The organism is Pseudomonas sp. R45(2017), assembly GCF_002112305.1.
GTDB classification, from domain to species: Bacteria; Pseudomonadota; Gammaproteobacteria; order Pseudomonadales; family Pseudomonadaceae; genus Aquipseudomonas; species Aquipseudomonas paraglycinae.
This window is the reverse complement of the sequence record NZ_NEHH01000005.1, coordinates 1-12,042: the sequence shown is the minus strand read 5'-3', so window position 1 is coordinate 12,042 and position 12,042 is coordinate 1. Positions and strand designations below refer to the sequence as shown.

At 58.6% G+C, this 12,042-nt stretch carries 13 protein-coding genes; 5 read left to right on the top strand and 8 right to left on the bottom strand.

Annotated elements, in window-relative coordinates:
- Positions 1 to 85: 85 nt before the first annotated feature.
- Both CAF74_RS12620 and speD read left to right on the top strand, forming a co-directional pair.
- Positions 86 to 508, top strand: a complete 423-nt coding sequence (locus CAF74_RS12620; protein WP_003228794.1) for an OsmC family protein — start codon at positions 86 to 88, stop codon at positions 506 to 508.
- A 237-nt stretch (positions 509 to 745) separates the two neighbouring features.
- Positions 746 to 1,540, top strand: coding sequence for an adenosylmethionine decarboxylase (gene speD, locus CAF74_RS12615; RefSeq protein ID WP_007956315.1), 795 nt, complete (start codon positions 746 to 748; stop codon positions 1,538 to 1,540).
- Positions 1,541 to 1,601: 61 nt separating this feature from the next.
- Here the strand turns inward: speD and coq7 are convergent, their stop codons facing one another.
- The 6 genes from coq7 to hemJ form a co-directional block, all read right to left on the bottom strand.
- The gene (gene coq7, locus CAF74_RS12610) at positions 1,602 to 2,249 is read right to left on the bottom strand and encodes a 2-polyprenyl-3-methyl-6-methoxy-1,4-benzoquinone monooxygenase (RefSeq protein WP_007956317.1); all 648 of its coding nucleotides are present in this window, start codon (positions 2,247 to 2,249) and stop codon (positions 1,602 to 1,604) included.
- Positions 2,250 to 2,356: 107 nt separating this feature from the next.
- Complete coding sequence (locus CAF74_RS12605; protein WP_007956318.1) at positions 2,357 to 2,695, bottom strand: histidine triad nucleotide-binding protein; 339 nt, start codon at positions 2,693 to 2,695, stop codon at positions 2,357 to 2,359.
- Positions 2,696 to 2,775: 80 nt separating this feature from the next.
- A complete protein-coding gene (locus CAF74_RS12600; RefSeq protein WP_007956321.1) occupies positions 2,776 to 3,564 on the bottom strand; it encodes an SDR family oxidoreductase in 789 nt (262 codons plus the stop codon).
- A gap of 61 nt (positions 3,565 to 3,625) precedes the next feature.
- Positions 3,626 to 4,576 carry a DUF805 domain-containing protein gene (locus CAF74_RS12595; RefSeq protein ID WP_085746575.1) on the bottom strand — a complete coding sequence of 317 codons (951 nt, stop codon included), beginning with the start codon at positions 4,574 to 4,576 and terminating at the stop codon, positions 3,626 to 3,628.
- Between the two features lie 69 nt (positions 4,577 to 4,645).
- A complete protein-coding gene (locus tag CAF74_RS12590; RefSeq protein WP_085746574.1) occupies positions 4,646 to 5,614 on the bottom strand; it encodes a nitronate monooxygenase family protein in 969 nt (322 codons plus the stop codon).
- A 33-nt stretch (positions 5,615 to 5,647) separates the two neighbouring features.
- On the bottom strand, positions 5,648 to 6,076 hold the full coding sequence (hemJ, locus tag CAF74_RS12585; protein WP_007956328.1) for a protoporphyrinogen oxidase HemJ: 429 nt from the start codon (positions 6,074 to 6,076) through the stop codon (positions 5,648 to 5,650).
- A gap of 135 nt (positions 6,077 to 6,211) precedes the next feature.
- Between hemJ and argC the strand changes: the two genes are divergently transcribed.
- Positions 6,212 to 7,246, top strand: a complete 1,035-nt coding sequence (gene argC / locus CAF74_RS12580) for an N-acetyl-gamma-glutamyl-phosphate reductase (RefSeq protein ID WP_011336183.1) — start codon at positions 6,212 to 6,214, stop codon at positions 7,244 to 7,246.
- A 168-nt stretch (positions 7,247 to 7,414) separates the two neighbouring features.
- Entirely contained in the window at positions 7,415 to 7,765 is a 351-nt protein-coding gene (erpA, locus tag CAF74_RS12575) for an iron-sulfur cluster insertion protein ErpA (protein ID WP_003228776.1), read from the top strand.
- Positions 7,766 to 7,837: 72 nt separating this feature from the next.
- Here erpA and CAF74_RS12570 read toward each other — a convergent pair whose 3' ends face one another.
- Together CAF74_RS12570 and CAF74_RS12565 are read right to left on the bottom strand one after the other, a co-directional pair.
- Positions 7,838 to 8,929, bottom strand: coding sequence for an anhydro-N-acetylmuramic acid kinase (locus CAF74_RS12570; protein WP_085746573.1), 1,092 nt, complete (start codon positions 8,927 to 8,929; stop codon positions 7,838 to 7,840).
- A 3-nt stretch (positions 8,930 to 8,932) separates the two neighbouring features.
- Positions 8,933 to 10,357: a peptidoglycan DD-metalloendopeptidase family protein gene (locus tag CAF74_RS12565; RefSeq protein ID WP_085746572.1), complete on the bottom strand. Its 1,425-nt coding sequence runs from the start codon at positions 10,355 to 10,357 to the stop codon at positions 8,933 to 8,935.
- A 210-nt stretch (positions 10,358 to 10,567) separates the two neighbouring features.
- Here CAF74_RS12565 and tyrS point away from each other — a divergent pair, with 210 nt between their 5' ends.
- Complete coding sequence (tyrS, locus tag CAF74_RS12560) at positions 10,568 to 11,767, top strand: tyrosine--tRNA ligase (RefSeq protein WP_011336180.1); 1,200 nt, start codon at positions 10,568 to 10,570, stop codon at positions 11,765 to 11,767.
- Positions 11,768 to 12,042 lie beyond the last annotated feature (275 nt).

Here is a 12,042-nt window from a genome sequence, read left to right as displayed (position 1 = left end):
GCATTCGTCCCAGGAACGTGCTCGCTGTCCGGGCAGGGCCCTGTGCTAAGCTGGCGACCCTTTTTTCTACAGTGGAGTCTTGACGATGAAGGCACGCATCCAATGGGCTGGCGAAGCCATGTTCCTCGGCGAATCCGGCAGCGGTCATGTCGTGGTCATGGACGGTCCGCCGGACGCCGGTGGTCGTAACCTGGGTGTCCGCCCGATGGAAATGCTCCTGCTGGGTGTTGGTGGTTGCAGCAACTTCGACGTGGTCAGCATTTTGAAGAAGTCCCGTCAGGCCGTTGAAAGCTGCGAAGCCTTTCTGGAAGCCGAGCGCGCGACCGAAGATCCGAAAGTGTTCACCAAGATCCACATGCACTTCGTGGTCAAGGGTCGTGGTCTGAAAGAAGCCCAGGTCAAACGCGCCATCGAACTGTCTGCCGAGAAGTATTGCTCGGCCTCGATCATGCTCGGCGCAGCTGGCGTAGCGATCACCCACGACTACGAAATCGTTGAACTCGGCTGAGCCGACATTCAACTATCATAAAAGCAGTGCAGACTCTGGCGATCCCCCGCTGACGTCTGCATAATGCGCCACTTTTTTCAGGGCCGTGATCAGTCAACCGACGGGTCATCCGCCTGAACAGATAACCAAAATCGCCATCGCGAAGAGGTGTTAACCGTCCTACGCAGGTGCGTTGTTCGCACTTGACGGGCATGCTTGATCACGCGGCCGTGCCGCATACATAGAGAGTTTTTAACGGTGAAAAGCAAACTCAAGCTCCACGGGTTCAATAACCTGACAAAGACCTTGAGCTTCAACATCTATGACATCTGCTACGCGGAAACCCCGCAAGACCAGCAGGCTTACGTCGAGTACATCAATCAAGAGTACAACGCCGAACGCCTGACGCAGATCCTCACGGAAGTTGTCGAAATCATTGGTGCCAACATTCTGAACATTGCGAGTCAGAACTATGAGCCTCAGGGTGCCAGCGTCACGATTCTGATCTCGGAAGAGCCGGTGACCCCGACCGAAAGCCAGATCGAAGAATCCCCGGGCCCGTTGCCCGAAATCATCCTGGCCCACCTCGACAAGAGCCACATCACGGTGCACACCTACCCGGAAATCCATCCGGACGCCGGTATTGCGACTTTCCGTGTGGACATCGATGTGTCGACCTGTGGTGTCATTTCACCGCTCAAAGCGCTCAACTTCCTCATTCACCAGTTCGATTCGGACATCGTGACCGTGGATTACCGTGTGCGCGGCTTCACCCGTGACGTTGAAGGCAACAAGCATTTCATCGATCACGAGATCAACTCGATCCAGAACTACCTCTCCGAAGACACCCGCGACGCGTACCAGATGACCGACGTGAACGTGTATCAGGAAAACCTGTTCCACACCAAAATGCTGCTGAAGAACTTCGAACTGGACAACTACCTGTTCGGCGATGCCACCAGCAATCTGTCTTCCGAGCAACGTGCTCAGGTGACCGAGCGTGTGAAACACGAAATGCTGGAAATCTTCTACGCGCGCAATATGCCGAGCTAAGAAATCCGGGCACAAAAAAAGGCGACTGCTTTGCGGCAGTCGCCTTTTTTGTGGGCGTTTTTCAGATCCGGTAAGTGCTCTTGGTCATCACTTTGGCCAACAGGCTCATGCCGAACTTCACCGGCGCCGGGAAGCGGAAGCCGCCGGCCTCCAGTGCGCTTTCCGCGTGATGTTCTTCATCGATACGCATCTGCTCCAGAATCGCCCGGGATTTTTCGTCCTCGGCCGGCAGTTGCTCCAGATGCTCGTTCAGATGCTTGCACACCTGATGCTCGGTGGCGGCAACAAATCCGAGGCTGACCTTGTCGCTGATCAACCCGGCGACTGCGCCGATGCCGAACGACATACCGTAGAACAGTGGGTTGAGCACGCTGGTGTGGCTGCCCAGCTGGTGAATGCGCTGTTCGCACCAGACCAGATGATCGATCTCTTCTTCGGCCGCATGCTCCATGGCCTCGCGCACCTGCGGCAGCTTGGCGGTCAGCGCCTGGCCTTGATACAACGCCTGGGCGCAGACTTCACCGGTGTGGTTGATGCGCATCAGGCCGGCGACGTGGCGGGTGTCTTCATCGCTCATCTGCACATCGGGCTGCACGATTGCCGGCGACGGACGGTACGGCTGGCCGCTGAAGGGCAGCAAGGTACGCATCGCGGCATCGGCTTGCAGCAGAAGACGATCAATGGGCGAGTAGTGACGTTGGGTAGTCATGCTGACCTCCGGGAAGAATCTCGGCGGCCAGTTTAACCGAATCGGCCGGGGAAGGTTTGCGCTGGGTCATGTGGGAGCAGGGCGCTCCCACCGATCTGCGGGTTCAATCAGCCCGGCGGCCAGTTCATCTGGCGTTGACCGAGTACGTGCATGTGAATGTGGTAGACCGTCTGCCCGCCCATTTCATTGCAGTTCATCACCACCCGGAAGCCTTCCTCGCAACCCAGTTCCAGCGCCAGACGCTGGGCGGTGAACAGGATATGCCCGGCCAGTGCCTTGTCGTCTTCGGTCAGGTCGTTGAGGGTACGCACCGGTTTCTTCGGGATCACCAGAAAATGCACCGGTGCCTGTGGGGCGATGTCGTGGAACGCCAGAACCTGGTCGTCCTCGTAGATGATCTTCGCCGGAATTTCCCGGTTGATGATCTTGGTGAACAGAGTATCCACAGCTGTTTTCTCCGTTGTGTGAGCTGGGCTGAGTGTACCCACGGAGGATCACCACGCCCAGCCATTTGCCTGTCGGCCCTTCAGCGAGGGCAGTAAGCTTTGTTGACCATGCCGACGATGGTGCGGTTGAGCCAGCGCGAACCGAGCCGAGGCAGAAAGGCGAACCAGCGGTTTCGGCGTCCGGGAATGATGATCGCGCGGTTTTTCTCCAGGGCGCGCACGGTATACAGCGCGACCTCCTCGGGACTCATCAGCAGTTTGCTGGCGTTGAGTTTGTCGTTGTTCAGTTGTGCGGTTCTGAAGAACGCGGTGCGGGTCGGGCCGGGGCAGAGCACCGACACCTTGACCGCACACTTCTTCAGTTCCACCCGCAGTGCTTCCGAGAAATGCAGTACATACGCCTTGCTGGCGTAGTAGGTGCTCATCCACGGCCCGGGGTTGAAGGCTGCCACCGACGCGACGTTGAGAATCTGCCCGCCGCCCTGCAACGCCATGCTGTTGCCGATGGCATGGCAAAGGCGGGTAAGGGCGAGGATGTTCACTTCGATCAGGTCCTGTTCGGTCATCCAGTCCTGGGCCAGGAACGGGCCGCAAGTACCGATGCCGGCGCAATTGACCAGCAGATCGATTTGGCGATCGCCTTCTTCAAGCTCCAGCAGAAAACCGGACAGGCGCAGCGGCTCGCCAAGATCACAGGCGCGGAACAGCACTTCCACGCCGAAGCGCTGGGTCAGTTCAATCGCAATGCTTTCCAGCTGATCACGCTGGCGAGCCACCAGAATCAGGCTGCGGCCACGGCGCGCCAGGGCTTCGGCCATGGCCAGGCCAATGCCGCTGGAGGCGCCGGTGATCAGAGCGTAACGGGTCATGCAAATCTCCATCGCAACAGCGCCGCGCCGTGGACGCAGGTGTCACGGCGGGGAGCGTTGTTCATTCTTTCGCAGAGTCTACAGGGGCGAGGGTGGCTTCGGCTGCATCGTCTGCCGAATTCGCGGTGGGCTCGACTTCCACATCGATTTCATCGGTGGTCACCGAGCCGCTCTCGTAGCTGCTTTCAAGACTGCTTTCGTATTCCTGCTGGATGGCGGTAATCCCGCCCAGCATGCCGCCCATGAAAAACAGCCCGATAAACACGATCCACAAAGAGCACAGCACTTTGACTGCCGTGCTGTTCGGCGGAGGCGGTGGGCCATAGCGATTGGCGCCGGTATTGCCCGGCACGACCATGATCACCAGCGGGAAGAAGCTCCCCACGAACGGCACCAGCGTCAGCAGCCAGAGCCAACCCGACCAGCCGATATCGTGCAGGCGCTGAATGCTGAACAGGATCCCGACGATCGCGAAGGCCAGAAACAGGAAGAAGGCGAGGAGACCGCCGATGATCAGGCCGGTCGTCGAGTCGGCGCTCACCAGGCCCAGACCGATCAGCGCGAACACGCTGACGATTGGCAGGGCTACCAGGCTCAACACCATCGACCATGCCAGGTAACGCAAGCGGCCGATCCGGCCTTCAACGCTGAACGGTTTGAGAGGTGCGAATGCCGGCAGGTTTTCACCGACGACGGCGCGAGGCGGCGCATAAGGCGAGTCAGGCTCCGCAACGGCGGCGCTTTGTTCGTGGACATCCGACAGGTTCAGTTCGATGGGTGTTTCCGTTTCGATCCGGGCATCGATCCCGGTCTTGCCCAGCGCTTGCAGGTAGGTCTGCGCATCGCTGTGGGACAGATCACGCTTGAGCGCGACGGTGCGGCCATTGAACAGGCGCTCGATGGCGGCGACATCGCTTTTGAACAGATCGGCCAGGTTGAGCTTGGCCGTGGTGATATCGACGCCGGGCTGGAGCGCGCCGTCGAAAACGATCTTGTAACGGGGTTCGCTCATGGCCGAGGCATCCTTGTCGCGAGATAAATTGAGTCTAAGGCCAGTCAGCAGCGACTGGACGGGTTTCATTCAACGTGGCCAGCGTTTCGGCAGTTGTGCTGCGTGCTCCAGGGCCTGGCGGTATTCGGTATCGAGACGCGCCACCAGTTGATCCACGCTTGGCAGATCGTCGATCTGGCCTACGCCCTGACCCGCCGACCACACGGTTTTCCAGGCCTTGGCTTCGTCGTTGATCGGCTTGAGCTTGTCGCCGAAATTCACTTCGCCCTTGCCTTGCAGGGCGGCCATGTCGAAACCGGCGGCCTCCAGGCTTTGGCGCATGAAACTGGCCGGTACACCGGACACGGCAGGAGTATGAATGATGTCGGCGGCTTTGGCAGTCAGCAGCATCTCCTTGTAAGCGTCAGGCGCATGACTTTCAGTGGTGCCGATAAATCGCGTGCCGAAGTAGGCCAGATCCGCGCCGAGCAGTTGTGCGGCGAGAATCTCATGCCCATGGTTCAAACATCCTGCAAGCAACAGGGTTTTGTCGAAGAACTCGCGGATCTCGGCGATCAGCGAGAACGGGCTCCAGGTCCCGGCGTGCCCACCGGCACCGGCCGCGACGGCGATCAAGCCATCGACACCAGCCTCGGCGGCTTTCTCGGCATGGCGACGGGTCGTTACGTCATGGAAGACCAGGCCGCCGTAACTGTGCACGGCGTCTACCAGTTCCTTCACGGCACCGAGACTGGTGATGACGATGGGGACTTTGTGCTCGACGCAGATGTCCAGGTCAGCCTGCAGGCGCGGGTTGCTGTGGTGGACGATCAGGTTCACCGCGTACGGCGCCGGGTTCTCCAATGTCGCCAGCCCCGCTTCGATCTGCTCCAGCCAGGCCTTGAACCCGCTGCTTTCGCGTTGGTTCAGCGCCGGGAAGCTGCCAACCACGCCGTTGCGACAGCACGCCAGCACCAGTTCAGGATTGGAGATAAGGAACATCGGCGCCGCCACTACGGGCAGGCGCAGACGTTGTTCGAGCAGAGCGGGCAGCGACATCGGAAGTACCCCGGAAAGTTGTATTTGTTGAAGTTAGAACGGCTTGACCACGACCAGAATTACGATAGCCAGCAATATCAGAACCGGCACTTCATTGAACCAGCGATAAAAGACATGGCTGCGGGTGTTCTCGCCACGGGCGAAACGTTTTACCTGCGCGCCGCACATGTGGTGGTAACCGATCAACAGCACGACCAGGGTCAATTTGGCGTGGATCCAGCCACCGCTGCTGAAGATGCTCGGGTTCAGGTAGATCAGCCAGCCGCCGAAGATCAGCGCGGCGATCATCGCCGGGCCCATGATGCCGCGATAGAGCTTGCGCTCCATGATGCTGAAGCGTTCCTTGCTGATCGTGTCTTCACTTTGCGCGTGATAAACGAACAGTCGCGGAAGATAGAAGAGGCCGGCAAACCAGCACACGATGCTGACGATATGCAGCGCTTTGATCCACAGATAGAGCATTTTGGGTTATTCCCTGATTCACGGTAGGCCCGATAGTAGAGGCTTGAGCGTCCGCACGTCACCTTTGCGGTTGTCGCAGGCGCGCGCGGCCCCTATTATCGACGGCTTTCCAGTGGGTTCGTTGAGGGCAGGTTTATGGTCAAGGTCGGTATCGTCGGCGGCACGGGTTACACCGGTGTCGAACTGCTGCGTCTGTTGGCACAGCATCCGCAGGCAGAAGTGGTAGTGATCACTTCCCGATCCGAGGCCGGTCTGGCCGTGGCTGATATGTACCCGAACCTGCGCGGTCACTACGACGGTCTGGCATTCAGCGTGCCGGACATCAAGACGCTGGGCGCTTGCGACGTGGTGTTCTTCGCCACTCCGCACGGCGTTGCCCACGCACTGGCAGGCGAATTGCTGGCGGCCGGCACCAAGGTCATCGACCTGTCGGCAGACTTCCGTCTGCAGGACGCCGATGAGTGGGCCAAGTGGTACGGCCAGCCGCACGGCGCGCCGGAGTTGCTGGACGAGGCGGTTTACGGTCTGCCGGAAGTCAATCGTGAGCAGATCAGGAAAGCACGCCTGATCGCGGTGCCGGGTTGCTACCCGACCGCGACGCAGTTGGGTTTCCTGCCGTTGCTTGAGGCGGGTATTGCCGACGCGTCGCACCTGATCGCCGACTGCAAGTCCGGTGTCAGCGGTGCCGGTCGTGGTGCTGCCGTAGGCTCGCTGTACTCCGAGACGTCGGAAAGCATGAAGGCTTATGCGGTGAAAGGTCACCGCCATCTGCCGGAAATTCGTCAGGGGCTGCGTCGTGCGGCGGGCAAGGATGTCGGTCTGACGTTCGTGCCGCACCTGACGCCGATGATCCGTGGCATTCACTCCACGCTCTACGCGACCGTGGTGGATCGCTCGGTGGATCTGCAGGCGTTGTTCGAGAAGCGTTATGCCAATGAGCCGTTCGTCGACGTGATGCCGGCTGGTAGCCATCCAGAAACCCGTAGTGTGCGTGGCGCCAACGTCTGCCGCATCGCGGTTCACCGCCCGCAGGATGGTGATCTGGTGGTAGTGCTCTCGGTGATCGACAACCTGGTCAAGGGCGCGTCGGGTCAGGCGGTGCAGAACATGAACATCCTGTTCGGGCTGGATGAGCGTTTGGGCCTGTCCCACGCGGGCATGCTGCCGTAACGACTGATCTAGCTTGGTAAAAAGGCCCGTCTGACGGGCCTTTTTGCATTCTGGTCGGTTGATCAGCTTTATTGATATACCGTAACAATAGTTGACCGATTTTCTAGGACAAGCGGATAATGCGCGTCATCACGCATTATGGCGGCGTAACGCCGGGAGATAGTCAGCATGAGCGTCGAATCCTTCACCCCCACGGCTTTGCAATTCACTCAAGGTGCCGCGCACAAGGTGAAGAGCCTGGTCGATGAAGAGGGGAATGATCGCTTGAAGCTGCGCGTATTCGTTACGGGCGGCGGTTGTTCAGGGTTTCAGTACGGCTTCACCTTCGATGAAGATGTGGCCGAGGACGACACCATCGTCGAGCGCGAAGGCGTCAGTCTGGTGGTCGATCCGATGAGCTTCCAGTATCTGGCGGGTGCCGAGGTGGATTATCAGGAAGGTCTGGAAGGTTCGCGTTTCGTGATCAAGAACCCGAATGCCACCACCACTTGTGGTTGCGGCTCCTCGTTCTCGATCTGATCGCGCTTCAACGTACACAATAAAACGCCGCAGAACCTCACGGTTCTGCGGCGTTTTGTTATCTGCGATTTGTCAGTTGGGGTAGATGGCGCCGAGCACGCGCAAGCCTTTGGCGCCGGTGACGCTCGGGCGATTGGCGGCGATGCCCTCCAGACAGCAGTGGGCCAGCCAGGCGAAGGCCATGGCCTCGACCCAGTCCGGATCGACGCCGTGGGTCGCGGTACTGGCGACTTTGGCGTTGGGTAGCAGGTCGGCCAAGCGCTTCATCAGCGTGGCGTTGTGGGCACCGCCCCCGCAGACCAAGATCTCTTCGGTATTCGATTGAGCGCTTTGCAGCGATTCGACGATTGTCAGCGCCGTCAGTTCGAGCAGTGTTGCCTGTACGTTTTCGGGTGCGAAACCTGGCAGGCGCGACAGTTGCTGCTCCAGCCAAGGCAAGTTGAAGACTTCGCGACCGGTGCTCTTCGGGCCTTGTGTCACGAAAAACGGATCGCTGAGCAGGGCTTTCAGCAGGGTAGGCTCAACCTTCCCGCTGGCTGCCCACTGCCCGTTTCGGTCGAAGTTCTCGCCCCGTTGCTGATGAATCCAGGCGTCCATCAGCACATTCCCCGGCCCGCAGTCGAAACCGGCTACAGGCTTGTTCGGCTCAATCAGACTGAGATTGCTGAAACCGCCGACATTCAGGACCGCGCGGTTGCCGGTACGCTCTTCGAATAACGCTTCATGGAAGGCCGGAACCAAAGGGGCGCCCTGGCCGCCAGCGGCCACATCGCGACTGCGGAAATCGCTGACGACGGTGATACCGGTCAGTTCAGTGAGCAGGGCGGGGTTGCCGATCTGTACGGTGAAACCACGCGCCGGCTCGTGGCGAATAGTCTGGCCGTGGCTGCCGATTGCGCGAATGGCTTCAGGCTTGAGCTGTTGCCGTTCGAGAAGGGTATGGATCCCTTGCGCGGCGAGCTTCACCCAGTTCTGCTGGGCAATCGCCGAACGGGCGATCTCGTCAGGGCCGCTGGCGCACAAGCCAAGCAGCTCGGCGCGCAGGGTTTCAGGCATGGGGATGTAGTGCGTGGCGATCAGGTTGATCGCCGAGGATTGCTCGATCAGGGCGATGTCCAGCCCGTCGAGACTGGTGCCGGACATCACTCCGATATAAAGAGCCATGGCTTAACGCTTGCTCGAAGCCAGCATGGTGGCTTTTTCCTGGTCCATGCGAGCCATCAACGGCTGGCTCTGTGCCAGGAAGCGGGCGCGTTCGGATTTGGCGATCGGGTCGGCCATCGGCAGCTTCTGGCCCAGTGGATCGACGTGGACACCGTTGACCTGGAACTCATAGTGCAGGTGCGGGCCGGTGGACAGGCCGGTGGTGCCGATGTAACCGATCACCTGGCCCTGTTTGACGGTGCCGCCGGTCTTCACGCCCTTGGCGAAGCCCTGCATGTGGCCATACAGCGTACGGTAAGTGTTGCCGTGCTGGATGATCACGGTGTTGCCGTAACCGCCGCGACGGCCGGCCAGCAGCACTTTGCCGTCGCCGGCAGCCTTGATCGGCGTACCGCGTGGAGCGGCATAGTCGACGCCTTTGTGGGCGCGGATCTTGTTGAGGATCGGGTGTTTGCGCCCCATGGAGAATTTCGAGCTGATGCGGGCGAAGTCCACCGGTGTACGGATGAACGCCTTGCGCATGCTGTTGCCATCGGCGGTGTAGTAGCTGCTGTTGCCCTGCTTGTTGGTGTAACGCACGGCAGTGTAAGTCTTGCCGCGGTTGGTGAAGCGGGCGGACAGGATCGGACCGTTGCCAACGGCTTTGCCATTGACCACTTTCTGTTCATAGATGACATCGAACTCGTCGCCCTGACGGATATCCTGAGCGAAGTCGACGTCGTAGCCAAACACGCTGGCCATATCCATGGTCAGGCTGTGGGACAGGCCTGCGCGGGCGGCGGACTGCGACAGCGAGCTGTTGATCACACCGTGCACGTAGGCGGTGCGAACAGTCGGTTTGGCGGTAACGCGGTTGAACACATAACCCTTGTCGTTCTTGGTCAGGGTGATGGTTTCAACGTCGCTGACCTTGCTGTGCAGGTTGGTCAGCTGGCCTTGTGGGTTCAATTCGAATTCGAGTTTCTGGCCATGTTTGAGCTGGCTGAACTGCTTGGCTTGTTTGTCGCTGGCCAGCACTTCATGCACGGCCGCGGCCGGGAGACCGACTTTCTCGAACAGTGTAGAAAGCGTATCGCCCTTGGAGACGATCACTTCCCTGTGATTTGGGGCCTTCTTTTCTTCAGCTGCCGGTGTCGGCGCTGGTGCGGCCTGAGCGGTTTCCTGCGTCTCTTCGGCGCTATTTTCGATCTGTGCGAAAGGGGAAGCTACGGACTCATTTGTGGCTTGAGCTGCGTCGGCAGCGTCTTGATCTTGTGTCAGTTGTTCAGCAGGACTTTCCAGTTCAAGGCTCAGCGTTGTCTTTTTGGCTTCAACATCACTGGATGGAAACACCAGGAGCGCCAGACTGAGAAGGGCGGCGATCCCACTTGCGGCGAGCAGGTGGGTCTTCGGGTAAAGCGGTGGCGCTTTAGACGGTTCAGTGGTCATAAGTAATTTGGCTTTGAAAAAGATGAATTGGAAAAGATGAATGACATGATGAAGATGAAATAACTGTATAAAATATAACCAAATCATCCCTGAAGCAAGTCTGCGGACGCCCTGTCTGTGGATTGGCGTCCGTGCGCCGGGCAAAACTTGTATTTGGTGCGCGATCTTGTATGGTTGGTTCCCTTTGAATCTGAGCCTTGCGGGTCTGTTATGAAGTCGGTTGAAGAGCAGCTAGCGCTGATTAAACGTGGTGCGGAAGAACTGTTGGTCGAGTCCGAGCTGATCGAAAAGCTCAAACGTGGCCAGCCGCTGCGAATCAAGGCCGGCTTCGATCCAACTGCGCCGGATCTGCACCTTGGTCACACTGTGCTTATTAATAAGCTGCGCCAGTTCCAGGAACTGGGGCATCAGGTGATCTTCCTTATTGGTGATTTCACCGGAATGATCGGTGATCCGAGCGGCAAGAGCGCCACACGTCCTCCGTTGACCCGTGAGCAGGTTCTGGAAAACGCAGAGACCTACAAGACTCAGGTGTTCAAGATTCTTGATCCGGCGAAAACCGAAGTCGCGTTCAACTCCACCTGGATGGATCAGATGGGGCCTGCGGACTTTATTCGTCTGACTTCGCAATACACCGTTGCTCGTATGCTCGAGCGTGACGACTTCGACAAGCGCTACACCACCAATCAGCCGATCGCCATTCACGAGTTCCTCTATCCGCTGGTGCAGGGTTATGACTCGGTTGCTTTGCGCGCTGATGTGGAGCTGGGTGGTACCGATCAGAAGTTCAACCTGCTGATGGGGCGTGAGCTGCAGCGTGGTTATGGTCAGGAGGCGCAGTGCATCCTGACGATGCCGCTGCTTGAAGGTCTGGATGGCGTGAAGAAAATGTCCAAGTCGTTGGGCAACTACGTCGGTATTCAGGAAGCGCCAGGTGTCATGTATAGCAAACTGGTTTCGATTCCCGATGCGTTGATGTGGCGCTACTTCGAGTTGCTCAGCTTCCGTTCGATGGATGAGATCAATGCGTTCCGTGCTGATGTAGAGGCGGGCGCTAATCCTCGCGATATCAAGATCAAGCTGGCCGAAGAGATTGTCGCGCGCTTCCATGGTGAAGAGGCTGCGGCCAATGCTCACCGTGGCGCGGGTAACCGTATGAAGGACGGTGAGTTGCCGGATGATCTGCCAGAGGTCGAGCTGACTGCTGCCGAGGATATGCCGATTGCCGCTGTCCTTAATAAGGCAGGTCTGGTGAAGAACTCGGCAGCTGCACGTGATCTGCTGGCTTCCGGTGGTGTACGTGTAGATGGTGAGGTGGTTGATCGCTCCTTTATATACGTACTGGGCGCGACTCACGTTTGCCAGGCCGGCAAGAAGGCTTTTGCACGGATTACGCTGAAATCTGAGTAAAGTTGAAATAAGGGGTTGACGGCGAATTCCAGAGGTCTATAATTCGCCCCACTTCCGGCGCAGTCGAAACGGAAAACTCCTTGAGATTCAATGAGTTAAGTAGGTTTCGAAAGCGGGTTGCTTCAGTTCATCGAAGCCTGGAAGCAGTTGGAAATGTCGACTTGTTCGGCGCTTTCAACGGTTCGATCTTCTCGGTCGAAAGCGGAGAAAAAGAGGTGTTGACAGCAGCGTGTAACGCTGTAGAATTCGCCTCCCGCTAACGAGAGATCGGAAGC

Coding starts and splice junctions, on each gene's coding strand:
- erpA (WP_003228776.1), top strand. CDS start 7,415: ATGAGCGTCGAATCCTTCACCCCCACGGCTTTGCAATTCACTCAAGGT.
- CAF74_RS12565 (WP_085746572.1), bottom strand. CDS start 10,357: ATGACCACTGAACCGTCTAAAGCGCCACCGCTTTACCCGAAGACCCAC.
- CAF74_RS12600 (WP_007956321.1), bottom strand. CDS start 3,564: ATGACCCGTTACGCTCTGATCACCGGCGCCTCCAGCGGCATTGGCCTG.
- tyrS (WP_011336180.1), top strand. CDS start 10,568: ATGAAGTCGGTTGAAGAGCAGCTAGCGCTGATTAAACGTGGTGCGGAA.
- argC (WP_011336183.1), top strand. CDS start 6,212: ATGGTCAAGGTCGGTATCGTCGGCGGCACGGGTTACACCGGTGTCGAA.
- CAF74_RS12595 (WP_085746575.1), bottom strand. CDS start 4,576: ATGAGCGAACCCCGTTACAAGATCGTTTTCGACGGCGCGCTCCAGCCC.
- CAF74_RS12590 (WP_085746574.1), bottom strand. CDS start 5,614: ATGTCGCTGCCCGCTCTGCTCGAACAACGTCTGCGCCTGCCCGTAGTG.
- CAF74_RS12570 (WP_085746573.1), bottom strand. CDS start 8,929: ATGGCTCTTTATATCGGAGTGATGTCCGGCACCAGTCTCGACGGGCTG.
- coq7 (WP_007956317.1), bottom strand. CDS start 2,249: ATGACTACCCAACGTCACTACTCGCCCATTGATCGTCTTCTGCTGCAA.
- CAF74_RS12620 (WP_003228794.1), top strand. CDS start 86: ATGAAGGCACGCATCCAATGGGCTGGCGAAGCCATGTTCCTCGGCGAA.
- hemJ (WP_007956328.1), bottom strand. CDS start 6,076: ATGCTCTATCTGTGGATCAAAGCGCTGCATATCGTCAGCATCGTGTGC.